General features: G+C 69.5%; 22 protein-coding genes and 1 pseudogene. 17 read left to right on the top strand and 6 right to left on the bottom strand.

What is annotated here, in order from left to right:
- Window positions 1-44: 44 nt before the first annotated feature.
- The 9 genes from B5D37_RS05455 (at window position 45) to B5D37_RS05495 (ending at window position 10,671) form a co-directional block, all read left to right on the top strand.
- Entirely contained in the window at window positions 45-365 is a 321-nt protein-coding gene (locus B5D37_RS05455) for a non-heme iron oxygenase ferredoxin subunit (RefSeq protein WP_078757685.1), read from the top strand.
- Window positions 366-648: 283 nt separating this feature from the next.
- Window positions 649-2,973, top strand: a complete 2,325-nt coding sequence (locus tag B5D37_RS05460; protein ID WP_327078551.1) for a catecholate siderophore receptor Fiu — start codon at window positions 649-651, stop codon at window positions 2,971-2,973.
- A gap of 4 nt (window positions 2,974-2,977) precedes the next feature.
- The gene (locus B5D37_RS05465; protein ID WP_078757687.1) at window positions 2,978-3,670 is read left to right on the top strand and encodes a Fe2+-dependent dioxygenase; all 693 of its coding nucleotides are present in this window, start codon (window positions 2,978-2,980) and stop codon (window positions 3,668-3,670) included.
- Window positions 3,671-3,719: 49 nt separating this feature from the next.
- Window positions 3,720-5,861: a TonB-dependent receptor domain-containing protein gene (locus tag B5D37_RS05470; RefSeq protein ID WP_078757751.1), complete on the top strand. Its 2,142-nt coding sequence runs from the start codon at window positions 3,720-3,722 to the stop codon at window positions 5,859-5,861.
- Window positions 5,862-5,926: 65 nt separating this feature from the next.
- A complete protein-coding gene (locus B5D37_RS05475) occupies window positions 5,927-6,577 on the top strand; it encodes a PepSY-associated TM helix domain-containing protein (RefSeq protein ID WP_078757688.1) in 651 nt (216 codons plus the stop codon).
- A 17-nt stretch (window positions 6,578-6,594) separates the two neighbouring features.
- The gene (locus B5D37_RS05480) at window positions 6,595-7,125 is read left to right on the top strand and encodes a DUF2271 domain-containing protein (RefSeq protein ID WP_078757689.1); all 531 of its coding nucleotides are present in this window, start codon (window positions 6,595-6,597) and stop codon (window positions 7,123-7,125) included.
- Window positions 7,126-7,172: 47 nt separating this feature from the next.
- Entirely contained in the window at window positions 7,173-7,982 is an 810-nt protein-coding gene (locus B5D37_RS05485; RefSeq protein ID WP_078757690.1) for a DUF4198 domain-containing protein, read from the top strand.
- Between the two features lie 2 nt (window positions 7,983-7,984).
- Window positions 7,985-9,022 (top strand): FAD:protein FMN transferase, encoded by a 1,038-nt coding sequence (locus tag B5D37_RS05490; protein WP_078757691.1) that lies wholly within the window; start codon window positions 7,985-7,987, stop codon window positions 9,020-9,022.
- Window positions 9,019-10,671, top strand: a complete 1,653-nt coding sequence (locus B5D37_RS05495; protein ID WP_234987716.1) for a flavodoxin domain-containing protein — start codon at window positions 9,019-9,021, stop codon at window positions 10,669-10,671. The genes B5D37_RS05490 and B5D37_RS05495 overlap by 4 nt, the downstream gene beginning before the upstream one ends.
- On the opposite strand, the gene B5D37_RS05500 is transcribed toward B5D37_RS05495, so the two are convergent.
- Together B5D37_RS05500 and B5D37_RS05505 are read right to left on the bottom strand one after the other, a co-directional pair.
- Window positions 10,668-11,279, bottom strand: a complete 612-nt coding sequence (locus B5D37_RS05500; RefSeq protein ID WP_078757692.1) for a HutD/Ves family protein — start codon at window positions 11,277-11,279, stop codon at window positions 10,668-10,670. The two genes, B5D37_RS05495 and B5D37_RS05500, sit on opposite strands and share 4 nt — an antisense overlap.
- Before the next feature lie 157 nt (window positions 11,280-11,436).
- Window positions 11,437-11,733 (bottom strand): ComEA family DNA-binding protein, encoded by a 297-nt coding sequence (locus B5D37_RS05505; RefSeq protein ID WP_078757693.1) that lies wholly within the window; start codon window positions 11,731-11,733, stop codon window positions 11,437-11,439.
- A gap of 211 nt (window positions 11,734-11,944) precedes the next feature.
- On the opposite strand from B5D37_RS05505, the gene B5D37_RS05510 reads away from it, so the two are divergent.
- The 4 genes from B5D37_RS05510 to B5D37_RS05525 all read left to right on the top strand — a co-directional run bounded on the left by B5D37_RS05510 (window position 11,945) and on the right by B5D37_RS05525 (window position 17,873).
- Window positions 11,945-13,450: a M20 family metallopeptidase gene (locus tag B5D37_RS05510; protein WP_425478033.1), complete on the top strand. Its 1,506-nt coding sequence runs from the start codon at window positions 11,945-11,947 to the stop codon at window positions 13,448-13,450.
- 153 nt (window positions 13,451-13,603) lie between these two features.
- On the top strand, window positions 13,604-15,415 hold the full coding sequence (locus B5D37_RS05515) for an assimilatory sulfite reductase (NADPH) flavoprotein subunit (RefSeq protein ID WP_078757694.1): 1,812 nt from the start codon (window positions 13,604-13,606) through the stop codon (window positions 15,413-15,415).
- Complete coding sequence (cysI, locus tag B5D37_RS05520; RefSeq protein ID WP_078757695.1) at window positions 15,415-17,127, top strand: assimilatory sulfite reductase (NADPH) hemoprotein subunit; 1,713 nt, start codon at window positions 15,415-15,417, stop codon at window positions 17,125-17,127. Before B5D37_RS05515 ends, cysI begins: the two co-directional genes overlap by 1 nt.
- A complete protein-coding gene (locus tag B5D37_RS05525) occupies window positions 17,124-17,873 on the top strand; it encodes a phosphoadenylyl-sulfate reductase (RefSeq protein ID WP_078757696.1) in 750 nt (249 codons plus the stop codon). The genes cysI and B5D37_RS05525 overlap by 4 nt, the downstream gene beginning before the upstream one ends.
- A gap of 15 nt (window positions 17,874-17,888) precedes the next feature.
- On the opposite strand, the gene B5D37_RS05530 is transcribed toward B5D37_RS05525, so the two are convergent.
- A complete protein-coding gene (locus B5D37_RS05530; protein WP_078757697.1) occupies window positions 17,889-18,875 on the bottom strand; it encodes a LysR family transcriptional regulator in 987 nt (328 codons plus the stop codon).
- Between the two features lie 172 nt (window positions 18,876-19,047).
- On the opposite strand from B5D37_RS05530, the gene cysG reads away from it, so the two are divergent.
- From cysG to murU, 4 genes are all read left to right on the top strand, one after another.
- The gene (cysG, locus tag B5D37_RS05535) at window positions 19,048-20,496 is read left to right on the top strand and encodes a siroheme synthase CysG (protein WP_078757698.1); all 1,449 of its coding nucleotides are present in this window, start codon (window positions 19,048-19,050) and stop codon (window positions 20,494-20,496) included.
- 33 nt (window positions 20,497-20,529) lie between these two features.
- Window positions 20,530-21,504 carry a cysteine synthase A gene (cysK, locus tag B5D37_RS05540; RefSeq protein WP_078757699.1) on the top strand — a complete coding sequence of 325 codons (975 nt, stop codon included), beginning with the start codon at window positions 20,530-20,532 and terminating at the stop codon, window positions 21,502-21,504.
- A 73-nt stretch (window positions 21,505-21,577) separates the two neighbouring features.
- Window positions 21,578-22,627, top strand: a complete 1,050-nt coding sequence (locus tag B5D37_RS05545; RefSeq protein WP_078757700.1) for an aminoglycoside phosphotransferase family protein — start codon at window positions 21,578-21,580, stop codon at window positions 22,625-22,627.
- A complete protein-coding gene (murU, locus tag B5D37_RS05550) occupies window positions 22,624-23,352 on the top strand; it encodes an N-acetylmuramate alpha-1-phosphate uridylyltransferase MurU (RefSeq protein WP_078757701.1) in 729 nt (242 codons plus the stop codon). Before B5D37_RS05545 ends, murU begins: the two co-directional genes overlap by 4 nt.
- A gap of 3 nt (window positions 23,353-23,355) precedes the next feature.
- Here the strand turns inward: murU and hda are convergent, their stop codons facing one another.
- The 3 genes and pseudogenes from hda to B5D37_RS05565 all read right to left on the bottom strand — a co-directional run bounded on the left by hda (window position 23,356) and on the right by B5D37_RS05565 (window position 26,377).
- Window positions 23,356-24,084: a DnaA regulatory inactivator Hda gene (hda, locus tag B5D37_RS05555; RefSeq protein WP_078757702.1), complete on the bottom strand. Its 729-nt coding sequence runs from the start codon at window positions 24,082-24,084 to the stop codon at window positions 23,356-23,358.
- A pseudogene (locus B5D37_RS05560) lies at window positions 24,047-25,226 on the bottom strand (AI-2E family transporter); the annotation flags it as partial. The gene hda and the pseudogene B5D37_RS05560, both read right to left, overlap by 38 nt.
- The gene (locus B5D37_RS05565; protein WP_078757704.1) at window positions 25,226-26,377 is read right to left on the bottom strand and encodes a DUF2066 domain-containing protein; all 1,152 of its coding nucleotides are present in this window, start codon (window positions 26,375-26,377) and stop codon (window positions 25,226-25,228) included. The gene B5D37_RS05565 and the pseudogene B5D37_RS05560, both read right to left, overlap by 1 nt.
- Between the last annotated feature and the right edge of the window lie 70 nt (window positions 26,378-26,447).

Here is a 26,447-nt window from a genome sequence, read left to right on the forward strand (position 1 = left end):
TCCATCGCGGCTGAAGCCGCTCCTACAGGGACATCGAGGTTCACATGACCGACTGGGTCCGCGTCTGCACCACCGCCGAGCTGTTGCCGGGGGAATCGACGGTCGCCTGGGATGGGGACACACCGATCATGGTGTTCAACCTCGACGGCGACTTCCACGCCCTGGAAGACCGTTGCAGCCATGAGGACTTCGAGCTGTCAGCCGGCGAGTTCGATCCGGGCAGCGGCACCATCGAGTGCACCCTGCACGGTGCCCGCTTCGATGTCCGTAACGGCAGCGCCCTGTGCGCGCCGGCCTATACCGGCGTGCCCAAGTTCCCGGTAAAGGTGGAAGACGGCGTGGTCTGGACCCGCGACGACCGCTGAGGCGGTTCATCGGCGTCGATCCCGGGCCGCACGCCGCGCGCCTCCCGCTTCACCCCCCTACGCCCACGATTCAGAAGCCCCCGGTTGCTGCACACGTTGCGCCGCGACAGCGGACGGCTGCGCCCGATCGCTACGGATGGTGTTGCGAATCATTCTTGTTTGCGTTTAAATGAACAGGCGCCCCGGCGTCGACCGCTCTCTCCCCCGGTCGATGTCGGGGCGCGAATGATTCCCCCACCCCTGGCGCGCGGGCCGCTCCGCAGGCGCCACCGGATATAGGCAAATGGACATGGCCATCAAGAGCCGCAAGCACCCCCTTCCCCGCACCACCACGGGACGCTCCCTCACCGCCGCCACGCTGCTGACCAGCCTCACCCTGGGCGCACCGGCCACGGTCCTGGCCGAGACGTCGGGTGGCCCCGCCGCCGAGGCCCAGGCGACGACCCTGGACGGTGTCCACGTGGAGGGACACCGGGTGAAGCGCTACTCGGGCCAGTCGGCCTCGCCCAAGTTCAACCAGCCACTGGTCGACACCACCCGCACCCTCAGCGTGATCGGCAGCGACCTGTTCAACGAGCAGGGCGCGACCACCCTCACCGAGGCACTGCGCAACAGCCCCGGCGTCAGCACGTTCTACGTCGGCGAAAATGGCAACACCACCACCGGCGATGCGGTCTACCTCCGCGGCTTCGACACCTCAGGCAGCATCTTTGTCGACGGCGTGCGCGACCTGGGTTCGGTATCGCGCGACGTGTTCAACCTCGAGCAGATCGAGGTCGCCAAGGGCCCGGCCGGTACCGACTACGGCCGCACCGCGCCGACGGGCGCCATCAACCTGGTCAGCAAGCGCGCCTCCATGGTGGGTCGCAACTCGGCCACCGCCTCCTACGGCAGCGGCGACCACAAACGCCTCACTGGCGACTGGAACCACGTGTTTGCCTCCGGCACCGCTTTCCGCCTCAACCTGATGGCGCAGGACAGTGGCGTCCCGGGCCGCGACGTGGTGGAAAACAAGCGGTGGGGCGTGGCTCCGGCGCTCGCGTTCGGGCTGGACAGCGCGACCCGCGTCTACCTTGAGATGCTGCACGTCCAGCACGAGAACATTCCCGATGGCGGCCTGCCGACAATCGGACTGCCGGCCTATTCCTCCCCGGACCCCGACCGGCCCGCCATCGGCACCGCCCCGGCAGTCGACCCGGAGAACTTCTACGGAACGCTGGCGGACCATGACGACGTCACCGCCGACATGGTCACCGTGCGGGTCGAGCATGACTTCACCGACGGCGCGCGCCTGATCAACACCACCCGCTGGGGCCGCACCGAGCAGGACTACATGCTGACCGCCTTCATGGGCTCGGCGACGAACCTCGGTACGCCGGACATCAACGACCCCGCCAGCTGGACGATCACCCGCAACCTGCCGACGTTCAAGGACCAGCGCAACCGGATCCTGACCAACCAGACCCACCTCGACCTGGCGGTGGACGCGGGCGGCGCGCAGCACGACATCACCACCGGACTGGAGCTGATCCGGGAAGAGCTGGAGACGCATGGCGTCGGCGTGGTGGGTGGCACTGCATGGCCCGACGCCAATCTCTACGACCCCGATCCGGCCGTGGTGGGGCTGGCATGGGCCGGGACCGGCGCACACGGCGAAGGGCGCACCGACACGGCAGCGCTGTATGCGTTCGACACCATCACCCTCAACGACCGTTGGCAGGTCAACGGCGGCCTGCGGATCGACCACTACACCACCGAGTACAGCAGCCTGGTGCCCTGTGGGGGCCGGCGTGGCCCGGACTGCGGCGGCGCAGACGATGGCACCATCGTCCCCGGCGTCGACGCGGAGACCTCCGACACCCTCTTCAACTGGAAGCTCGGCGCGCTGTACAAGCCGGCCGACAACGGCAGCATCTACGCCAACTACGCGATCTCCCAGCAGCCACCGGGCGGTGGGAGCCTGGAACTCAGCGATCGCGCCAACAGTGCCGACAACCCGGCGTTCGACCCGCAGAAGGCGAAGACCGCCGAGGTCGGAACCAAGTGGCAGTTCGCAGGCGACGCGCTGCTGCTGACCGCCGCGCTCTACGACACCGAAATCACCAACGAGATCGTCCAGGACCCCACCGACCAGACCTACTACCAGAACGGGCGCAAGCGGGTCCGCGGCGTGGAGCTGGGTGCCGTGGGTCGGATCAGCGACGCCTGGATGGTGTCCGCCGGCTTCACGACCATGGATACCGAGGTGGTCGAGGGGCCGACCGTTTCCACCGACGGCTCGACCGACCTGGCCTACACGCCCGACCACGCCTTCACCGCGTGGAGCACCTACAGGTTCGACAACGGCCTGACCGTGGGCGGCGGCGCGCGCTACTCGGGTGAGCTGAAGCGCGGCAACGACGGTGCCGTGGGAACTCCGGCCTACACAGAGGACTATTGGGTCGTGGATGCCGTGGCCAGCTACGCCTTCAACCCGGATTTCGAGCTGCGCCTGAACCTCTACAACCTGTTGGACGAGGACTATGTCGCGGCGATCAACAAGAGCGGCTACCGCTATACGCCCGGCGCGCCCCGCTCGGCGATGTTGACCGCCAGCTTCCGGTTCTGACGCAATGTTGCTGCACGTTCCCGGCATCCTCGACAGCAGCCAGGTGGCGCGCTTCCGCCAGGCGCTGGATGCAGCCGACTGGGGCGACGGTCGCCAGACCGTCGGCCCGCAAGGTGCCGAGGTGAAGCACAACCTGCAGTTGCCCGAGGACTCGCGGCTGCGGAATGAACTGGGCGGGGCGGTGCTGTCCGCACTCGCCGCCAGCCCCCTGTATTTCTCCGCCGTGCTTCCTGCACGGACCCTGCCGCCCCGCTTCAACCGCTACGAAGGGGGCGGCCAGTACGGCTTCCACGTGGATGGCGCGGTGATGTCGCTGGCAGTGCCTGAGGGCGCGCCGGCGGTCAACCTGCGCACGGATGTCTCCTGCACGCTGTTCCTGTGTGAGCCCGACGAGTACGACGGCGGGGAACTGGTGATCCACGACACCTATGGCGAGCACGACGTGAAGCTGCCCGCCGGAGACCTGCTCGTCTATCCCTCGAGCAGCCTGCACCGGGTCGCACCGGTCACGCGCGGCACCCGCCTGGCGTCTTTCTTCTGGGTCCAGAGCCTGGTGCGCGACGACAACCAGCGGCAGACCCTGTTCGAACTCGATGGTGCCATCCAGGCGCTGACCGCCTCGGGTGCCGACCGTGACGCCGTGCTGCGGCTGACCGGTGTCTACCACAACCTCCTGCGGCGCTGGGCCGAGACCTGAGCCCACCACCGCACCCCGCACCCCTTTTTCCACCTTGGCGAATCCGATGATGTCTTCCCACACCCGCTTCCCGTGCCGCACCCTACTGGCGCTCGCGCTGCCGCTGGCCATCGCCCTGCCGGCCCATGCCGACGAGGCCACCGCAAGCGCCGCCACCGATCTCGATGCCGTGGTGGTCACCGCCGCCGGCTTCGAGCAGATGGTGCGGGAAGCGCCGGCCAGCATCACCGTCATCACCCGGGAGGAGCTGGAATCCAAGCCGGTCCATGGCCTGGCCGACGTGCTGGTGGACGTCGAAGGCGTGGATGTCGGCGTGGGCGTGGACAAGACCGGCGCGCCGCAGATCAGCCTGCGCGGCATGCCGTCGGACTACACGCTGGTGCTGATCGACGGACGCCGGCAGAACACCTCGGGCAACGTCGCGCCGAATAACTTCGGCAGCACGGCGAACAACTTCATCCCGCCGATGTCGGCGATCGAGCGCATCGAGATCATCCGCGGCCCGATGTCGACGCTGTACGGATCCGACGCGATGGGCGGCGTGGTCAACATCATCACCCGCAAGGTCGGCACCGTCTGGGGCGGCTCAGCCGGCGTGGAGACCACCCGGCAGGAGCATGACGATTTCGGCGATCTGTACGGTGCCAATTTCTACCTGGACGGCCCGCTGGTCGAAGACCTGCTCGGGTTGTCGGTCCGCGGCGGCTGGTTCAAGCGCGACGAGGCGGACATCGCCTACCAGACCGTCGACGGCGACGAGATCGTCCCCTGGATGGGTGCCAACCCCGTCACCTACGACAACCACAACGTCGGCGCCCGACTGACGCTGACACCGACCATGGACCACGACCTCTGGCTCGACGTGGTGAGCAACCGCCAGAAGTACGACAACAGTGAAGGCCAGATGGGCACGCTCGGCGCCGGTGGCTACGCGGAGGCGCTGCGCTTCAACCGCGACCAGGCCACGCTGGCCTGGGACGCTCGCTTCGGCTTCGGAAGCCTGGAGACCAGCATCCAGCAGAGCACCACCGAGACCATCGGGCGACTGCTCCCGGCCGGCACCGACGGCGCCGGCGGTCCGCGCACGCTGGAGAACGAGAACCGGGTGTTCGACACCAAGCTCGTCACCAACCTCGGCGCCCACAAGCTCACGGTCGGCGGCCAGTTCCTGGATGCCGAGCTGATCGATGCCGTCGCCCCGGCGCCGTTCGAATTCGAGCAGTGGGCGCTGTTCGCCGAGAACGAATGGCGCATCGGCGACGCCCTGAACCTCACCCTTGGCGCCCGCCACGATGACCACAGCATCTTCGGCAGCCACCTCAGTCCGCGCGCCTACCTGGTCTGGAACGCCAGCCAGTCGTGGGTATTCAAGGGCGGGTACAGCGAAGGCTACCGCTCGCCGAACGTCGAGGACCTGACGCCGGGCATCAAGGGTTTCGGCGGCCAGGGCACCATCCCGCTGCTGGGCACGCCGGACCTGCAGCCCGAGACCAGCGCCACCACCGAGCTCGGCGTCTACTACGCCGCCAACGGCTTCAGCGCCAACCTCACGCTGTTCAACAACGACTTCGAGGACAAGATCGCCCGCGGCACGCCGATCCCCAACTGCGCCTATGGCCTGACGCAGGACGAGTACGAATCCAGCGACTTCAGCGGCGTCGATTGCTTCGATGCCGGCTTCTTTCCGCGTGCCCCCACCTTCGGCCAGAGCGTGAACATCGACGAGGCGGTCACCCGCGGCGCCGAGTTCGCCGTGCACGTGCCGTTCTCGGACGCCTGGGACCTGGGCCTCAACTACACCCACACCGACAGCGAACAGAAGAGCGGCGACAACGCGGGCGAGCCGCTGACCAACACGCCGCGGCACCTGCTCAACGCCAGCCTCAACTGGCAGGCCACCGACGCCCTGGACCTGTACCTGCGCGGCGAATACCGCAGCGAGCGCTACCGCGGTGCCGGCCCGGCCCAGGAGCACCTGGGGGACTACAAGCCCTACTCCCAGTACCACCTTGGCGGGCGCTACGACCTCACCGACAACGTGAGCATCAACGCAGCGATCTACAACCTGTTCGACAAGGACTTCGTGGACTACCTGCCGTACGACAACAACGGCGAGCTCGCCTACGCGAACACCCGCAGCACCAGCGAAGCCGGGCGCCGCTTGTGGGTCTCCCTGAATGTCGATTTCTGATGGCCAGCCAATTGCGATTGATTCTCATTGGATATAGGCTCTAGCGCCCTCGACCCGTCGAATCCATGCCTGCCGACGTGACATCCGCTTCAAGTGCCACCGGCTCACCGGGCGCCAATCGCGCCTGGTGGCTGAAAACCCTGCACCGGTGGCACTGGATGAGCGCGGCGGCGAGCCTGGCGGCCTTGCTGGTCTTCTCGGCCACCGGCATCACGCTGAACCACGCCTCGCAGATCGAGGCCGAGCCCCGGGTGGTGAACACGACGGACGAGCTGCCGGCCAGCGTGCTCCGCCCGTTGGCAGGCGAACACGGGGAAGCCGCGCCGCTGCCGCCATCGGTGGCGGAGTGGTTCTCGCGGGAGATGGACATCCACGCGGGGGGCCGCGGCGCGGAGTGGTCGGAGGACGAGGTGTACGTGTCGCTGCCCCGCCCGGGCGGCGATGCCTGGCTTGCCATCGACCGCACCACCGGAGAGTTCGAGTACGAGCGCACCGACCGGGGCTGGATCGCCTGGCTCAACGACCTGCACAAGGGCCGCAACACCGGTACCGCCTGGCGCTGGTTCATCGACATCTTCGCCGTCGCCTGCCTGCTGTTCGCGCTCACCGGCCTGTGGCTGCTCCAGCTGCACGCCCGCCAGCGCGGCAAGACCTGGCCGATGGTGGCCCTCGGCCTGGCCTTTCCGGCCCTGCTGATCATCCTTTTCATGCATTGACCCCGGAGTTGCCAGAGATGATCCGATCCGCCCGCCTCCTCCCCCGCGCCGGCCTGTTGCTCGCGCTGCTGCTTCCGGCCTCGCTGCCGGCCGCCGGGCTCGATGTCACCCTCGAGATCCCGCGGCTCAACGTCGCCGAGTACCACCGCCCTTACGTGGCGGTGTGGATCGAGCGTCCCGACCACTCCGTCGCCGCCAACCTCGCGGTCTGGTACGACGACGACATGAAAGGCGATGAAGGCACCAAGTGGCTCAAGGACATGCGCCAGTGGTGGCGCCGCAGCGGCCGCACGCTGACCATGCCGGTCGACGGCGTCAGCGGCGCGACCCGCCCGGTGGGCCAGCACCAGTTGCGCTTCGATTCGGCCAAGGCGCCCCTGAAGGGACTGGCGCCCGGCAAGTACGAGCTGATCGTCGAAGCCGCCCGCGAGGTCGGTGGCCGCGAGGTGGTGCGCATTCCCTTCCAGTGGCCGGCGGCATCGGCCCAGCAGCTCAAGGCCAGCGGCGACAGCGAACTGGGCGAAGTCCGCCTCTCGCTCAAGCCCTGAGCCCCGGCCCCGATCTCCCGACCCGATCTCCCGACAAGGAAAGAACCATGAACCTGCGCATCGCCGCGATCGCCACCGCCCTGACGCTTGCCGTCGCTCCCGCCGCCCACGCCCACAAGCTGTGGATGAAGCCTTCCGCCACCGTGTTCTCCGACACCGGCGCCTGGGTCACCGTGGACGCGGCGGTGTCCAACGACCTGTTCTACTTCAACCACGTACCGCTGCGCCTGGACGGGCTGCAGATCACCGCGCCCGATGGCAGCAAGGTCGAACCGCAGAACCCGGCGACCGGCAAGTTCCGCAGCGTGTTCGACGTCGAGCTCGCGCAGGAAGGCACCTACAAGCTGGCCCTGGTCAACCGCGGCATGTTCGCGCGCTACAAGCTCGACGGCGAGGACAAGCGCTGGCGCGGCAGCGCGGAGGCATTCGAGGCCGAGTTGCCGGCGGGTGCGACCGATGTCGAGGCGTCGCAGAGCCTGGGGCGGGTGGAAACCTTCGCCACGGTGGGCTCCCCCACCACCACCGTGTTCGAAACCACCGGCGAGGGCATCGAGCTGGTGCCGGTGACGCATCCCAACGACCTGTACGCCGGCGAGACCGCCGAGTTCCGCCTGCTGGTGGATGGCGAGCCGATCAGCGGGATGGAAATCGAGGTGGTGCCGGGCGGCACCCGCTACCGTGACCAGCAGGACGAGCAACGCCTGACCACGGACGCCGATGGCCGCTTCGAGGTCACCTGGCCGGAGGCCGGCATGTACTGGCTCGAGACCACCCATGCCGACCAGAAGACCACGCTGCCGCAGGCCAACGAACGCCGCCTCAGCTACGTCGCCACCTTCGAAGTCCTTCCGCTCTGAACATGTCCCGCCCGCTGGCCATCGTCGTGCTCCTGCTGGGCCTGCTCCCGCTGGGCGTGATGCTGTCGCCGCGGGCGGTGGCGACGCCCCTGCAGCTACTGTCCGGCGAGACCATGGGTACGACGTGGTCGGTCACCCTGCAGGCCGATGTCGAAGCCCTGCCCGGCTTGCGCGACGGCATCGAACAACGCCTGGACACGGTCGTCGCGCAGATGAGCACCTGGGAAGCCGGTTCGGATCTCAGCCGGTACAACCGGGCCGCGCCCGGAACCGCGCATGCACTGCCGAGCGAGCTTCGAGAAGTCGTCGACGCTGCGCTGCAGGTTTCGCGGGCCAGCGATGGCGCCTTCGATCCGACGATCGGGCCGCTGGTGGAGCTGTGGGGCTTCGGCCCCGACGGCGCCAGCGACGGGAATGGCGTGCCTGGGGCGGAGACGCTTGCGCAGATGCGTGGCCGAATCGGCTGGGGGAAGCTCGTCTTCGATTCCGAGGGCCGCTTGATCCAGCCCGGCCGCCTGGAACTCGATCTTTCCGCCATCGCCAAGGGCTTCGCGGTGGACGAGGTGGCGCGGTACCTCGGCGCCAACGGCGTACCTGCATTCCTGGTGGAGATCGGCGGCGAGCTGCGCGGCCAAGGCCGCAAGCCCGACGGCAGCGCCTGGCGGATCGCGGTGGAGCAGCCTGCACCGGATGACACCACCCTCGACGACACCACCCTGGTGGTGAAGCTGGAAGACCTGGCCATCGCCACGTCCGGTGACTACCGGCGCATGTTCGAACGCGAAGGCCGCCGCTATTCGCACACCATCGACCCGCGCACCGGCGAGCCGGTACAGCACGCACTGGCGTCGGTCACGGTGCTGCACGACGAATCGATGATGGCCGACGCCTGGGCGACTGCGTTGACGGTCATGGGGCCCGATGCGGGCTGGGATTTCGCCATGCGCAACGACCTGGCGGCGCTGCTGGTGTGGCATGACGGCAACGGATTCGCCAGCCGGATGACGCCGGCTTTCGAACGCCGCCTGTTGCCGCAGTGAAGCCGGTCGCCCGCAACCGCCGGTTCGATGCCGGAACGATGGCGGATGCCGGGGTGCTGCTGGCATTGCTGGTGCTCGCGTTTGCGCTGGCAACCTGGCAATCCGAGCCCTTCTCCTGGCCATCCGTCGACGGTTCCCGTTGGTGGGCTGCCAGCGGGATCGCCGCGGGTTATGCCGCATTCGTGGGCGCCGTATGGCTGATGCGCCACCGTCGGCGGACGGCCGCGCTGCAGGGCATGCCCGCCGCTGTCGATGGCGCCGCTGTCGACTGGCTCGTCGTGCATGCCAGCCAGACGGGGCAGGCGGAAGCGCTCGCCCTGCAGACCGCCCAGGCCCTCCAGGCCGGCGGCAGACAGGTGGCCCTCTCTCCCCTCGCCCGCCTGTCCTCCCGTGATCTGGGAGCGGCGCGCCACGCGCTGTTCGTGGTCAGCACCACGGGCGAGGGCGACGCGCCGGACGCGGCGGGGAGCTTCATGTCCCGGCCCGGCCTGCACGACCTGCGGCTCGGCCATCTTGAATACGGACTGCTGGCGCTCGGCGACCGCGACTACGCGCAATTCTGTGCATTCGGCCATCGCTTCGATGGCTGGCTGCGACAGGCGGGCGCGCGGGCGTTGTTCGACCTGGTCGAGGTCGACGACGGCGACCCCGGTGCGCTTCGGCACTGGCAGTACCACCTGGGCCAGATCCTCGGGGCTGCGCAGCTGGACTGGACCGCACCGGACTACCGGCCGTGGCGCCTGGCGCAACGCGTGCACCTCAATCCCGGCAGCCCGGGCGGACCCGCATTCGACCTGCAACTGGTCCCCCCGGGCGACGCTTCGATGCCGGAGTGGCAGGCCGGCGACATCGCCGAGATCGGTCCCCGCAACAGCAACGCGTCCGTCGGGGACTGGCTGGCAGCGGTGGGTGCGGACCCGGAAGCGATGGTCCCCATCGACGGCGGGCGCACCTCCCTGCGCGCACTGGCGGCACGCAGCCGGCTGCCCTCCGCCGCCACGGTCGCGGGCATGGATCCCCCGGAGATCGCCGGGACCCTGGAGCCACTGGCCCATCGCGAGTATTCGATCGCCTCCACCCCGGCGGAAGACCGCCTGCGCCTGCTGGTCCGGCAGGTCCAGATGCAGGACGGCAAGCTCGGCGTGGGCAGTGGCTGGCTGACGCAACATGCCGACATCGAAGCCAGCATCGACCTGCGGATCCGCCGCAACAGCAGCTTCCACCCGCCGGCCGATGATCGGCCGATGATCCTGATCGGCAACGGCACCGGCATCGCCGGGCTGCGGGCGCTGCTCAGCGCGCGCATCGCCGCCGGCCACCACCGCAACTGGCTGCTGTTCGGCGAGCGCACCCGCGCCCACGACTACCACTACCGCGCGGACATCGAGGCCTGGCAGCGCGCCGGCGGTATCGAGCGGGTCGACCTCGCCTTCTCGCGCGACCAGGCCGAACGCCGGTACGTGCAGCACCTGCTGGGCGAAAATGCCGAAGCGCTGCGGCAGTGGCTCGCTTCGGGAGCGGCGGTGTTCGTCTGCGGGAGCCTGGAAGGCATGGCGCCCGCGGTGGATGCCGCGCTCAGGGAGATCGTCGGCGCGGAGGCGCTGGCCGGCATGGCTGCCGACGGCCGCTACTGCCGCGACGTCTACTAGTCGCTGGCCGCGTCCGGCAGCGGGGACTTCGGCGCCAGCCGCATCACCAGCAGCTCGCCCGCGCCTTCGATGACGTGGCGCAGCCGTTCGCTGCCGCCGAGGATGGCGCTATCGCCCTGCTGCATCGGCGGCAACCCGGAGTCATCGGCAAACCGCGCATGCCCCGCCATCAGGTGTACCGCCCAGCGATGGCCGGGATCGGCGAAGATCACCATCGGCCCCACCAGCGGCCGGTGCCACAGCTCGGCCTCGACCCGGTCGCGCCGCCACATCAGGTTGAAGTCGTGCGTCGGGCCGTCCAGCAGCCGACCGGTCACGGCGCGCTCGCCGGCAAACCGGTGGCGGTCATGCGGCGGTTTCAGCTCCACCACGCCGTCGTCGAAACACAGCGAAAGACCGTTGCCGGACAACAACACCAGCTCCCGGTCGATGCCTTCAAAGGTGGAAAAATCCGCATCCTGCTCGATCTCGGCGATCGACAACCGCCAGTCCCAGTCCTCGCCCGCTCCGCTGCGGTGGATCTCGCGCGTCCATCCCAGCTGGTTGCGCCAGCGCTCGCGGCGGTATTCGTTGGCGGGGATGACGAACGAGCCGGACGCTGCGGGCATGGGGCCACTCGGGAGTCGGGAAACACCAGTCTAGCGGCCGGCCCCACAGGTTGCCGCCCGCCGCGGTTCCTTCCGTGGCGGGCGGCGCACATCCGTGTTCCAGGGTTCTTTCCCTGATCGTCCTGCGGGGCGTCCTGCCCCGGTACTACCTGCCCCTTCAGCGCTTGCTGGTGGCCTTGGCGGCGGAGCCGACCACGATGCGCTCGCGGTTCTTCTCGATCGTCTTCAGGCCGACGCCCTTCACCAGCGCGAGCTCCTCGGCGCTGCGGAACGCGCCATTGGCCTCGCGGTAGTCGACGATGGCCTGGGCCTTGGACGGGCCGATGTTGAGCAGCGCGGCGTCGATGGTGGCCGCATCGGCGGTGTTGATGTCCACCTGCTCGGCGGCGAAGGCCGGGCCGACCAGCATCAGTGCAAGCACCAGCGACTGTGCGATTCGTGCGAAAGACTTCATGGGGACTCCTGTGATGGTTGCGGACCTGAAGCCGTTGAGGCGGTGTCCGTCCGGCGTCCTGCCGGTGGAACAAGTCTCCGCCCGGCGGCCGGCCGCGCCCATCGACTTCCGCCCCGCCGCGTCCCGGGCGGATGCCGCACCGCGGGGTAGGAAAAGTCCGATCACGGGCCCGGCGTTACAATCGCTGGCTCCCCCATATCGAGGCCCCTCCATGGATTCCAGCACGATCGACCCGTCGCCCATCGAGCGCTTCGTTGCCGACAAGTGGGACGAGGAAATCGTCCCGCGCCTCGTCGAGTACATCCGCATCCCGAACAAGTCGCCCATGTTCGACCCGGACTGGGTCGCGAACGGTTACATGGAGGAGGCCGTCAAGCTGATGGAAGACTGGGCGCGCGCCCAGGACATCCCCGGCATGCAGCTCGAGGTGGTCCGGCTGGAGGGGCGGACGCCGCTCATCTTCATCGAGATCCCGGCCGCCAACGGTGGCAGCGACGAAGACGCCGTGCTGCTGTACGGCCACCTGGACAAGCAGCCGGAGATGACCGGCTGGGACGACGACCTCGGCCCGTGGAAGCCGGTCCTGCGCGACGACAAGCTGTATGGCCGTGGTGGTGCCGACGACGGCTACGCGATCTTCGGCTCGCTCACCTCGATCATGGCCCTGCAACGCGAGGGCCTGCCGCATTCACGCTGCGTGATCCTCATCGAGGCCTGCGAGGAGTCCGGCAGCTACGACCTGCCCGCCTACGTCGACCACCTGTCGGACCGCATCGGCAAGCCGTCGCTGGTGGTCTGCCTGGACTCGGGCTGCGGCAACTACGAGCAACTGTGGTGCACCACCTCGCTGCGCGGCCTGGCCGGCGGCAACTTCGTGGTGAAGGTGCTGGACGAGGGCGTGCACTCCGGCGATGCCTCCGGCGTGGTGCCCTCCAGCTTCCGCTTGCTGCGGCAGTTGCTGTCGCGGCTGGAGGACGAGAAGACCGGACGCATCGTAGTGGAAGACCTGCACGTGGAAGTACCGGCCGAGCGCCTCGAGCAGGCGCAGCAGGCCGCCAAGGTGCTGGGCAACGAGATCTTCGACAAGTTCCCGTTGCTCGACGGCATGACACCAATGGCGGACGACCTCTCCGAACTCGTGCTCAACCGCACCTGGCGCCCGGCGCTGTCGGTCACCGGCATCGACGGCATGCCGTCGCTGGACTCGGCCGGCAACGTGCTGCGCCCGCATACCGCGGTGAAGCTCTCGCTGCGGCTGCCGCCTACGCTGGACGGCAAGCGCGCCGGCGAAGTGCTCAAGCGCACCCTGCTGGACAACCCGCCCAACGGCGCCCACGTGTCGCTGGAGCTGGAGAAGTCCTCGACCGGCTGGAACGCCCCGGCACAGTCGCCCTGGCTGACCCGCGCCATCGACGAAGCCAGCCAGGCCTTCTTCGACAAGCCGGCGATGTACATGGGCGAAGGCGGGTCGATTCCGTTCATGGGCATGCTCGGCGAGAAGTTCCCGGGGGCGCAGTTCATGATCACCGGCGTGCTCGGGCCGCACTCCAATGCCCACGGCCCCAACGAGTTCCTGCACATCCCGATGGGCAAGCGCGTCACCGCCTGTGTCGCCCACGTGCTGCATGCCCACCACCGGGCATCCGCGGCAGGCGAGACCACGGGCGTGGGCGCCGCGGCCAGTACGCAGGAACGCGGGGAGCACGGCTGCTGCTGACCCGGCCACGGCCGTTTGCCACCCATCCGACCCCGGCTCCTGCCGGGGTTCTTCGTTTCCGCGCCCGCAGGCGCATGAGCCCATAACCACCCATCCTTTCCGCACGGCGACGGCCATCCATAGGCTCACGGGCAGCTTCCCGCGAGTCTTCCGATGTCCGCCACCGCACCCGCCGCGCCACCCGCGCCGCTGCCGCCCGACAAGACCGAACTGCTCCAGCGCCTGACCGAAGGGCTGGATGCCAACGGGTTGTGGTGGCTGTCGGGCTACGCGGCCGGCCGCGCCAGTGGTATCGCCGCGCCGCTGCCGGGTACCGATGCCCCGCCCTCGCAGCAGGCGCAACCGGCGACGGTGGTCTACGGCAGCCAGACCGGCAACGCCAAGCGGATCGGCGAAGCGCTGGCGCGGAAGCTCGAAGCCGATGGCGTTCCGGCGCGCCTGCTCCGGGCCGACCGCTACCCGACCCGGGAGCTGAAGGACGAGCGGCAGATGTTCCTCGTCTTCAGCACCCAGGGCGACGGTGAGCCCTCGGACGATGCGCGGGCACTGGTCGAGTTCATCCTCGGCAAGCGCGCGCCGAAGCTCCCGGGGCTCCACTTCGCGGTGCTGGGACTTGGCGATTCCAGCTATCCGGAGTTCTGCGCGATCGGCAGGCAACTGGACGAGCGGCTCGAATCACTGGGCGCGACGCGCATGTTCGCGCGTGCCGATGCCGACCTGGACATCGAGACGGTGTCCGATCCCTGGCTGCAGCAGGCCAATGCCGCTGCGCGCGAATCCCTGCCGGCACGACCGCCGCGCGCAACGGTCACCACCCTGCATCCCGCGCCACCGGCGTTCGGGCGGGACCGGCCGTTCCCTTCCCCTGTGCTGGCGAACCTGCCGCTCACCGCCCCGGCGGGCCCGCGCCACCGCAGCGACCGCGACATCCGCCACCTGGAGCTGTCGCTGGAAGGGTCCGGCCTCAGCTACGAACCGGGCGATGCACTGGGCGTGTGGCCGGAGAACCCGCCCGCACTGGTCGAAGCGGTGCTGGACACGCTGAGCCTGGATGGCGACAGCGTCGTCGGACACGGCGGTACCGAGCTGCCCCTGCACCAGTGGCTGTCCCGGAAGCTGGAGCTCACCCGCCTGACCCGGCCATTCCTCGCCCGCCATGCCGAGCTCAGTGGAAGCGAGGCGCTGCAGAACCTGCTGCAACCCGCCGGAGCCAGCGGACTGTCCACCTTGCTCGCCACGCACCAGACGATCGACCTGTTGCAGGCCCACCCGGCGCACTGGACGCCCGAAGCGCTGGTCGCCGCCCTGCGTCCGTTGGCGCCCCGTCTCTACTCCATCGCCTCCAGCCAGAAGGAAGTGGGCGAAGAGGCGCACCTCACCGTCGCCCACGTCGACTATCGGCTGGAGGGCCAGCAGCGTTGGGGCGCGGCCTCGCACTTCCTCGCCGGCCGGTCGGACGAGGGCGCGGTACCGGTCTACATCGAAGCCAACGAGCGCTTCCGGCTGCCCGCTGACCCGGCACGGGACATCGTCATGATCGGACCCGGCACCGGCGTCGCGCCGTTCCGCGGGTTCCTGCAGGACCGCACGGCGACCGGCGCATCGGGACGCAACTGGCTGGTGTTCGGCAACCCACACCTCCGCACCGATTTCCTCTACCAGACCGAGTGGCAGCAGGCACTGCGCGATGGCCGGCTGGACCGGCTGGACCTGGCGTTCTCGCGCGACCAGGCCGAGAAGGTCTACGTGCAGCAGCGGCTGCTGGAACAGGGCCGCCGGTTGCACGAATGGATCGAAGGCGGCGCCCACGTCTACGTGTGCGGCGACGCCAGCCGGATGGCCCGGGACGTACACGAGGCACTGACCGTCGCCATCGCCACCCACGGCGGGCTGTCCCGGGAGGACGCCGCCGCCCGACTCGAAGAGATGCAGCAACAGGGCCGCTACGCCCGGGACGTGTACTGATGGGCAGCCATTCCGTCGAAGACATCAAGCGCGCCAGCCGTGGCCTGCGCGGCAGCCTGGTGGCGTCGCTCGCCGACTCGGCCACCGGCGGCCTGCGCGAGGACGACCTGGTGCTGATCAAGCTGCACGGCAGCTACCAGCAGGACGACCGCGACCTGCGCGAGGCCCGGCGCCAGGCACGGCTGGAACCGGCGCACAGCTTCATGATCCGGACCCGCACGCCCGGTGGCGTGGTCACCCCCCGGCAGTGGCTCCAGCTCGACGCGATCGCGACCACCTATGCCGAGCGCGGGCTGCGCATCACCACCCGGCAGGCCTTCCAGTTCCACGGCGTCATCAAGTCGGACCTGAAGAAGACCATGCAGGCGATCAACGCCGCGATGATCGACACCATCGCCGCCTGCGGGGACGTCACCCGCAACATCGCGGTGGCCGCCAATCCGCAGGTCTCCGCGGTGCATGCGCGGGTACACGCAGACGCCGCGGGGCTGTCGACGCACCTGCTGCCACGCACGCGTGCCTACCACGAGATCTGGCTGGACGAGCAACCGGTGGTGGCTGCGCCTGCGGAGGATGAGCCGATCTACGGGCAGACCTACCTGCCGCGCAAGTTCAAGATCGGCTTCGCGGTCCCGCCACGGAACGACGTCGACGTCTTCTCCCAGGACCTGGGCTTCATCGCCATCGTCGAGGACGGCGCACTGGTCGGCTACAACGCGACCATCGGTGGCGGCATGGGCATGACCCATGGCGACCCGGACACCTACCCCCGCCTGGGGGACGTGCTGGGCTTCCTGGAGCCATCGCAACTGGTCGTGTTCGCCGAGGCGGTGGTGACCACGCAGCGCGACTTCGGCAACCGCCAGGCCCGCAAGCGCGCGCGGCTGAAATACACCGTCGACGACCACGGCCTGGACACCATCCGCGCCGAGATCGAACGGCGCGCGGGTTTCGCACTTGCGCCGGCGCGTGCCTTCGGCTTCGAACACAACGGCGACCGCTTCGGCTGGACCGAAGGCGAGGACGGCCGCGGCCACCTGACACTCCGCATCGTCGCCGGACGGATCGTCGATGGCGAGGGCGTCACCCACCTGACCGGCCTGCGCGAAATCGCCGCCGAGCTGGAGGCGGTGGACGGGGCGGAATTCCGCATGACGCCCAACCAGAACCTGACGATCGCCAACATCCCGCCGGAGTTGCGCGCGTCGATCGATGCCCGCGTCGCCCGCCATGGCCTGGACGGGCATCGCAGCGCCTCGCCGTTGCGCCTCAACGCGCTTGCCTGCGTTGCGCTGCCGACGTGCGGGCTGGCGATGGCCGAAGCCGAGCGGTACCTGCCGCGCCTGCTGGACGAGGTGGAAGGACTGCTGGGACGCCACGGCCTGCTCGATGCACCCATCCACCTGCGCATCAGCGGTTGCCCGAACGGCTGCTCCCGACCGTATCTCGGCGAGATCGCGCTGGTCGGCAAGGCGCCCGGCCGATACAACCTGATGCTCGGAGCGGACCACCGCGGGCAACGGCTCAATACCCTGTATCGGGAAAACATCGACGAGGCCGCGATCCTGGAAGCGCTGGATCCACTGCTGGCCCGCTACGCGACAGAGCGCGGCACCACGCCCCATGGCACGGAAGGCTTCGGCGACTTCCTGCTGCGCACCGGCGTCGTGGCGCCGCCGGCACGTCGGATCGACATCGAGGTGACGGCATGAGGCCTCCCTCCCTTCCCGATCCCGGTGCTCCGCGCGCGCTGCGCGAACTCAACCACTGGCTGACCGGACGCACCGCCGCCGAGCGCGTGGCATGGGCGCTGGCGCACGCACCGGGCCGGCATGCGCTGTCGTCGAGTTTCGGTGCCCAGGCGGCGGTCTCGCTGCACATGGTGACCCGGCAGGCGCCCGAGGTTCCCGTGCTGCTGGTCGATACCGGCTACCTGTTCCCGCAGACCCACGCCTTCATCGCGCAGATGACCGAGCGCCTGCGGCTGAACCTCCAGGTCTACCGGCCCCGACCGGCCGATGCGTGGGACAGCGAAGCCGTGGCGCGGCTGGAGGCGATGGGCGTGGAGGGCCTGGACCGCTACAACCGCGTGCACAAGGTCGAGCCGATGCGGCGTGGCCTGGCGGAGCTTGGCGTCGGCACCTGGATCGCCGGCCTGCGCCGCAGCCAGTCCGCGAGCCGTTCGGAGCTGGACATCCTGCAGGTCCAGGATGGTCGCTGGAAGCTTCACCCGCTGGCGGACTGGGGCGACCGCGAGGTCTGGCAGTATCTCCAGCGCCACCAGCTGCCCTACCACCCGCTCTGGCACGACGGCTACGTCTCCATCGGCGACGTGCACTCCACCCGCAGGCTGGAGCCCGGGATGCGCGAAGAGGACACCCGGTTCTTCGGGCTCAAGCGCGAGTGCGGGCTGCATGTCGACGACGGTGCCGGGAGCAGCGCCGAAGAGGCGGCATAGCCACCCCGGCGGCGCTCAGCTGGTGATCGACTGGCTCAGCTCGATCCAGCCGGGCGCAACGGGCCAATCGGCCTGCTGGTTGCCTTCCACCACCCGGCGCAGGTCACGGCGGTCGATCTGCGGCGCCACCTCACGCAGCAGGTCCAGCGCGTAGTCGCGCAACACCCGGGCACGCGGAATCACCGCCCAGGTGGTGCACTCGGGCAGGCTCGGGGGTGCCGGCAGGTCGCGCAGGTCACCGTCCAGACCCGCCCCGATCGCCATTTCGGCCAGCACGCCGACGCCCAGCCCGGCGCGGACGTAGGTCTTGATCAGGTCGGCGTCGCGCGCAGTCATCGCCAGTTGCGGCTCGAAACCCGCGGCCGTGAATGCCCGTCGCAGCGAAGACTCCGGCCGCACCGACGATTCATAGCTCACCAGCGGATACCGGGACAGCTCGGCCAGCGTCGGCGCGCGGTCCAGCCCCGCCAATGCGTGGTTGCCGGGGACCAGCACCCGGCGCCGCCAACGGAACAGCGGGACCGCGATGCCGCCCTCGGGCATCTGCCCGGCGGTGCTGAGCACGGCCATGTCGGCGGCGCCGTGGGCCAGCTGGGGCAGCACTTCGCCATCGGCCACCGGCTCCAGGTGCACGCTCACCTGCGGATAGTCGCGCTTGACCCGAGCGATCGCCGCGGGCAGCACGTGCCGGGCCTGGGTGTGGGTGGTGACCAGCACCAGACGCCCGACGTGCTCGCCACGCTCGTTCGCGGCCAAGCTGCGGATGTTGCCAGCCTCCTCCAGGATGCGGCGCGCATGCGCCAGCACCCGCTCACCGGCGGGCGCCACCGAATCCAGGCTCCGCCCCTTGCGCACGAACAGCTGGAAACCGAGCTCGTCCTCCAGTTGCTTGAGCTGCTTGGACAGGCCCGGCTGGGTGGCATGTACGCGCTCGGCAGCGACGGTGATGTTCAACCCGGCGTCGGCAATGGCGACGAGGTAGCGGAGCTGTGTAAGGGTCATGGCGGCGCCATTGTATCGCTTGATTCGGATGGATGGATTTATACCGCGCACGGCCCGTCCGGTGGACCGGCTCCTTATGCCATCGCGGCATGTGGGCAGGCGTCGCCACCATTTCCCCGGCCGATGACGCCCCGGTAGCGTCGGTGGCCCATTATCCGGCCAGCCGACCACCATGACCGCGCGCCCACCCACGCCCCCCCTGTTCCCGATGTTCGCGGACCTCCGCGACCGGGATGTGCTCGTGGTGGGTGGGGGCACAGTAGCGCGACGCAAGGTGGCGGCGCTGCTCGACTCCGGTGCCCGGGTGACGGTCGGCGCGCCGGCACTCGAACCTGAGCTGGCGCGGTGGGCGCGCAAGGGCCGCATCACCCATCGGAGCGGCCGTTTCGAGCCGCACTGGCTGGACCGGGTCTGGCTGGCGATTGCCGCCACGGACGAAGCATCCACCAACGAGGCGGTCGCCGCGGCGGGCGAAGCGCGCCGGGTATGGGTCAACGTGGTCGACGAGGCGGCGCTGTCGACCTTCCAGGTTCCGGCCAGGATCGAGCGCGGGCCGTTGCAGTTGGCCATCTCCAGTGGTGGTGCGGCGCCGATGCTAGCGCGTGCGCTGCGGGAGCGGCTGGAGCGGCAGTTGGACCCGTCACTGGGAAGCCTCGCCGAATTCCTGTCGCTGCACCGGCGCCGCATCCGTGCCCGGTTTGCCCACATGGGTGCGCGCCGGCGCTTCTTCGACCAGGTCCTGTCCGGGCCATTGCCGGACCTGTTGCGGCGCGGCCGCCTGGATGAAGCCACGCACACGCTGGAGCAGGCGCTCGCCGGCGGCGACACCGGCACCCGCGGTTCGGTGGTGCTGGTGGGCGCCGGCCCGGGCGACCCGGGCCTGCTGACACTGCGTGCCCTCAGGGTGCTCAACGAGGCCGACGTGATCCTCCACGACCGGCTGGTCGGCGCCGGGGTGCTGGCGCTGGCGCGCCGGGATGCGGAGCTGGTGGAAGTCGGCAAGCAGGCCGGCAACCATCACGCCACGCAGGACCAGATCCATGCGCTGATGCTGGAACATGCCCGCGCTGGACGCCGGGTGGTGCGCCTGAAGGGCGGTGACCCGTTCGTGTTCGGCCGCGGCGGTGAGGAGCTGCAATTCCTTCGCGGATACGGCATCGATTACGAAGTGGTCCCTGGCATCACCGCGGCCCTGGCTTGCGCCGCCTACGCCGGGATCCCCTTGACCCACCGCGACCATGCGCAGTCGGTGCGGCTGCTGACGGCCCACTGCAGCGGCTCGCGCGATGCGCTGGACTGGAAGGCGTTGGCCGCCGACCGCCAAACCCTCGCGATCTACATGGGCGTGGCCGGGCTGGAGGACTTCAGCGCGCGCCTGATCGCGCACGGACGGGCACCCTCCACCCCGGTCGCGATCATCGAAAACGGCTCGCTCCCCCAGCAGCGGGTAATTGCCACCACCCTGGCCTCCGCCGCCAATGCCGCGCGCACCCACGCCGTCGAATCACCAGCGCTGCTGATCATCGGCGAAGTGGCGGCGCTGGCCGGACAACTGCACTGGTTCGGCGTACCGCCGCGGGTCGGCCCGGCGCCGTCAGCGGACATCCCCCGCGCCGCCTGAGGCAGCGCGCAATCCTTTTTTCCGGAGCACGACATGGCCATTCACGACAGCATCCTCGACACCATCGGCTCGACCCCGATCATCAAGCTCAACCGGGTCGCCCCATCGCATGTGTCGCTCTACGCCAAGATCGAGGCGTTCAACCCCGGCGGATCGGTCAAGGACCGCCTGGCGCTGGCGATCATCCTCGATGCCGAGCGCAGCGGCGCGCTGAAGCCGGGACAGACCGTGGTGGAGGCGACCTCCGGCAATACCGGCATCGCCCTGGCCATGGTCTGTGCCGCACGCGGATATCCGTTCGTCGCGGTGATGACCGAGACCTTCTCGATCGAACGCCGCAAGCTGATGCGCGCATACGGCGCGCGGGTGATCCTGACACCGGCGGCCGAACGTGGCACCGGCATGGTGCGCAAGGCGGCCGAACTGGCCGAGCGCCATGGCTGGTTCCTGGCCCGGCAGTTCGAGAACCCGGCCAACCCCGCCTGGCATCGCAACACCACCGCACCGGAGATCCTGCGGGATTTTGCCGGCCGCCGGCTCGACCACTTCGTCAGCGGCTGGGGCACCGGCGGCACGCTGACCGGCGTCGGCCAGGTGTTGAAGACGGCACGGCCGGAGTTGCGGGTGGTGGCCGCCGAGCCTGCCGGCGCCGCGCTGCTGACCGGCACCGAGTGGCAGCCCCACAAGATCCAGGGCTGGACACCGGATTTCATTCCTGCGGTGCTGGACCGCTCGGTGGTCGACGACATCCGCCGGGTGGACGAGCTCGCCGCGCGCGATACCGCACGCCGCCTGGCGTCCGAGGAAGGCATCTTCGTCGGTCTGTCGGCCGGGGCCACCGTGGCCGCAGCCCTGCAGGTCGCGGAACAGGCCGCGCAAGGCACCGTGCTGCTGGCGATGCTGCCCGACACCGGCGAGCGCTATCTGTCGACGTTCCTGTTCGAAGGCGTTGCCGATGGCTCGGACGACGAGTGGCTGGCTTCGCTGGATGCGGCCGTGGCGGCCTGAGCGGCCGGCGATTCCCGCGCGGACATCGGCTCGCTACCCTGTTCGCCTGCGGACGCCGCGTCCGGGAGAGCCCATGATCCAGCCCGCCCCTCAATCCGGCGACCACGCCGACACCGATCACACCGACGAAGCCCGGGCACAGGCGCGCCTGGACTGGGCCCGGTCCGCGACCGCGGATGCCAACCTGCACCTCGAGCGCGCGTCCGCCGATGCGGGCTTCCGCAGCTATTGGCGGGCAACCAGCCCCACTGCGGCGTCGGGCCACAGCCGGATCGTCATGGACTCTCCACCCGCGCTGGAGGACGTACGCCCCTGGCTGCGAATGCACGAACTTCTGGACCGTGGCGGCGTACGCGTCCCCCGCATCCTCGCCGCCGATCCGGAGGCCGGTTTCCTGCTGCTGGAGGACCTCGGCGCCCACACCTACCTGCACGTAATCGATGCCGAGAACGCCGACGCCATGATGGCCGGCGCCATCGACCAGCTGCTGAAGCTGCAGGCGATCGAATGCCCGGCCGACCTGCCGACCTACGACCAGCCGATGCTCCAGCGCGAGCTGCGCCTGTTCGACCAGTGGTTCCTCGGCGAGCACCTGGGCGTGGCGCTGTCCGATGAGGAGTCACTAGCGCTGGCGGCCATCTACGAGCACCTGGTCGAGGCGGCGCTGGCGCAGCCGCGGGTGCTGGTGCACCGCGACTACATGCCGCGCAACCTGATGCCGGCCGCCGACGGCCCGGCCGTGCTCGATTTCCAGGACGCCGTGCTGGGCCCGGTCGCCTACGACCCGACCAGCCTGTTCAAGGACGCCTTCCTGAGCTGGCCGGCAGCGCGCGTTGCAGAGTGGCTTGGGCGCTACCACGCACGCGCACACGAGGCAGGGCTGCCGGTGCCGGGCCTGCAGCAGTTCCTGCTCGACGCCGAGCTGATCGGCGTACAGCGCCACCTCAAGGTGCTGGGCATCTTCGCCCGCCTGCACCACCGCGATGGCAAACCGAAGTACCTGGCCGACGCGCCACGTTTCCTCGCCTACCTCGACGAGGTGGTGCCGCGCCATGCCGCGCTCACGCCACTGATGCCGATCCTGGAACGGCATGTGAGGCCGGCACTGGCGGGACGCGCATGAAGGCACTGGTGCTGGCCGCTGGACTTGGCGAGCGCATGCGCCCGCTCACGGAGCACACGCCCAAGCCACTGCTGGCGGCGGGTGGAAAACCGCTGGTCGAGTGGCACCTGGAGAAACTGGCCGCCATCGGCGTGCGCGAGGTGGTGCTCAATATCAGCTGGCTGGCCGGGCGCTTTCCGGAAGTACTCGGTGATGGCGAGCGCTGGGGCCTGCGGCTGCACCATGCCTACGAAGGCCCGACGCCGCTCGAAACCGGGGGCGGCATGCTCCGGGCGTTGCCCCTGCTCGCGGGACCGGATGGATCGGACGAACCTTTCATTGCGGTCAACGGTGACATCTGGACCGACTACGACTTCAGCCGCCTTCCGCGCCAGCCCGCTGGAACGGCGCACCTGGTGCTGGTCGACAACCCCGCGCAACACCCCGGCGGTGATTTCGTGCTGGGCGCCGAGGGCCGGCTGGTCGAGAACGGTGCGCCTCGGCTCACCTTCGCCGGCATCGGCGTCTACCGGCCGTCGCTGTTCGAACGATGGCGGGAGGTGGTGGGTGACGCCGAGGGCGCCCACGACGACCCACCACGCTTCAAGCTCGCACCGCTTTTGCGGGAGGGGATCTTGCGCGGCACGGTGGGCGGCGAACACCACCGCGGCCAGTGGACCGATGTCGGTACGCCGCAGCGTCTCGCCGAACTGGACGCGCGCCTGGGCCGGGCAGCCGGGGAATAACCCTCAGGCGCCGAGGACCTGGCGCAGGAATGGCACCGTGATCCGACGCTGCGCCGCCAGCGAAGCCCGGTCCAGTTGGTCCAGCAGCGCCGCCAGCCCGGCGAGGTCGCGCCCGACCCTGCGCAGCAGCCAACCGAGTGCCGGTTCTTCCAGCACCCAACCACGGCGCCTGGCCCGTTGGCGCAGCACCTCTCGCCGTCCGCCATCGTCGAGCGGCTGCAGGCTTACCCGGGTGCATTGCGACAAGCGCGAGCGCAGGTCCGGCAACTGCAGTCCGAGACCATCGGGCGCGGCCTGCGCGGCATAGACCAGGCGGCTGCCCGCGGCGCGGGCCCGGTTGTGGGTATCGAACAGTGCGATCTCGTCGTCGGCGCAGCCGGCGATGGCCTCGAGTCCGTCGAGTGCGATGAGGTCATTGCCCTCCAGCGCTTCCAGTGCTTCACGCAAGCGCCCCGCCGCGGTGGCGAGCGGCAGGTAGGCCGCACGTCGCCCCGCCGCATCCGCGGCGGCACAGGCGCCGAGCATCAGGTGGGTCTTGCCGGTCCCCGGCGCCCCCGACAGGTACAGCCAGTCCCCTTCGCCGCCGATCGCCAGCGCCCGCAACTGCTCGACCGCGCCCGGAGGCGCATCGACGAACGTGTCCAGCCGCTGGTCGGCCGGATAGCGCAGCGCCAGCGGCAACTGCGCGACCGGCGGTGCGCCCGGCGTCCGCCCCGGGGTCGTGGGTTTCACTCCGCCTCCGGCTCCCGCGGGTAGCCGCTGCCCTCGTCCATGAGGATCGACGGGTGCGTACCCGCGTACAGGCGGCTGTGCGTGTAGCGGTCCTGCGCGTAGTGCAGCAGCACGTTGGCCACCGCCGCCACCGGCAACGCCAGCAGCATGCCGAGGAAACCGAACAGCTGTCCGCCGGCGAGCACGGCGAAGATCACCGCGACCGGATGCAGGCCGATGCGGTCTCCGACGAGCTTCGGCGTCAGCCAGTAGCTCTCGATCACCTGGCCAAGCCCGAACACCACCAGCACGCCGGCCACGTGTTTCCAGTCGCCGAACTGCACCAGCGCCGCGATGCAGCCCAGGATGATGCCGCTGGCTGGGCCGACATACGGAATGAAGGTCAGCAGGCCGGCGATGATGCCGATCAGGATGCCCAAGTCCAGCCCGACCAGCCACAGACCCAGGCCGTACATCACCCCGAGGATCAGCATCACCAGGAACTGGCCGCGCAGGAAACCGCCCAGTACCGCGCTGGAGGACTCGGCCAGGCGGCTGACGGTGGCGAGATGGTCGCGCGGGATCAGCGAAGCCACGCGGTCGACCAGCTGGTCCCAGTCGCGCAGGAAGAAGAACGTGATGACCGGCAGCAGCGCGACGTTGGCGACCAGCGCCAGCAGGGCGAAGCCCGAGCGCGACATGTAGCCCAGCAGGGTGCTGGCGAAGCCACCGGCGCGCTCCCAGTTGGACCGGATCAGCTCGCCCAGCCGGTCGAAATCGAGCCAGGAAGCGATCTCCAGCCCGGTCCGTGCCTCGACCCACGGCATCGCGGTCGTCACCAGCCAGTCCCGGTAGCTCGGGAACGACGCCACCAGTGTGGCGATCTGGTCTTCGATCATCGGTACCAGCAGGACCAGGGCCAATATCACCAGCAGGCTCATTGCGGTGAAAACGAGCGCGACGGCCACGTTGCGCGAGCGGCCGGAGCGTTCCAGCCGGTCCACCAGCGGGTCGCCCAGCCAGGCCAGCAGCGCGGCCAGCACGAACGGGGTGAGGATCGGCGCCAACAGCCACAGCAGCCAGAACAGCAGGAAGGCGAACGCCGCCCACTGCAGGCGCTTCAGGAACCGGGCGATGTCCTCGAGCGGACCGCTGCCTTCCATCAGTAGAGCCTGTAGGTCGGCTGGCCTTCGATGCTCTCGATGCTGGACAACACGTCATCCCCCTGCACCATGCGATCGAAGCCGGCGATGCCCGACACCAGGTCCAGCTCGAACTCGACGCCTTCGGCCCCCGCGCGCACCGGCGTGATCCCGCGGACCACCGGCACCCGTTGCAGGTAGGCCGACAGCCGCATGTAGTCGCTGGCGCTGTCGAGCCCCTCGAAGGCGACGCGATACGCGCCGGGCTGGGCATCGGGGCCGCGGTCGGGCCGCTTGGCGTAGCGGGCCATCAATGCATCGGCCGCACCGTCGGCGCCGGTGGCCATGACCTGGCGCGCGTTGGTCCCGGTTTCGGTCCAGCGCGACAACACGGTGCCGTTGTCGACGAAGGTCCAGTCAATGCGCCAGCCGCCGCCTTCCCGACGCATCTTGCCGATCAGCTGCATCGGCGGGCTGTAGCGCTGCGAGGCGCGTGCCACCGCGGACGTGTCGCCGCGCCAGATCGCGCCCACCGTCGCCTGCTCCGCCGCGCTGCCGTTGGGCATGCCGAGGCGGAAACCACGCTGCTTGGCGCGATCCAGGGTGGAACGTGCGGCCTCGGCCTGCGGCAGGCCGACCAGGCGGGGGCCACTACCGTCATCGATGGCGAGCCACAGCACCGGCTTGGGGCGGGGCTCCGGCCAGATCGCCAGGCCCATGCCGGCGACGAGGTTGTCCACCATGTCGCGGTTGAAGTGCACCACCAGCACCGTGTCGAAGCTCGGGGCGCCGCTGGCGGAGACGCCCTCGTCCTGGCGATAGTCGTAGCGCTCCACGTACTCCTCGGCGCGGCGGAGCTCGGCGCCAATGCCGGGGGTGGAGGCGGCGTTGCGGTCGCCGGTCAACTTGCCCAGTACCTGCGCCAGTGCGCGGGCGAAGGCGGGATTTCGCTCGGCGGCGCTCTGGCTGTTGACCTCGACTTCCGCCGCGTACTGGCCGGAAGCGCTGGCGCGGCTGCCCTCGACGCGCTGCGCGGATGCACTGCCATGGGCCAGCAGCAGGAGGAGCGCCACCACGGATGCCAGCAGCCACGGCCCGGCCACGTGAGAGATCCGCCTGGCCACGGCCCGGCGGTCGTTGCGCCCGATTGCCCACCCGTTTGCGCGCGTCATCTCGATCCCGCTGTTGAGGTAATTGCGAAATGGTGCCGCACGGGGGGCTGCGCGTCCATTCGCATGGGCC

Origin of the sequence: Lysobacter spongiicola DSM 21749 (assembly GCF_900167055.1) — a bacterium.
Classification (GTDB): domain Bacteria; phylum Pseudomonadota; class Gammaproteobacteria; order Xanthomonadales; family Xanthomonadaceae; genus Novilysobacter; species Novilysobacter spongiicola.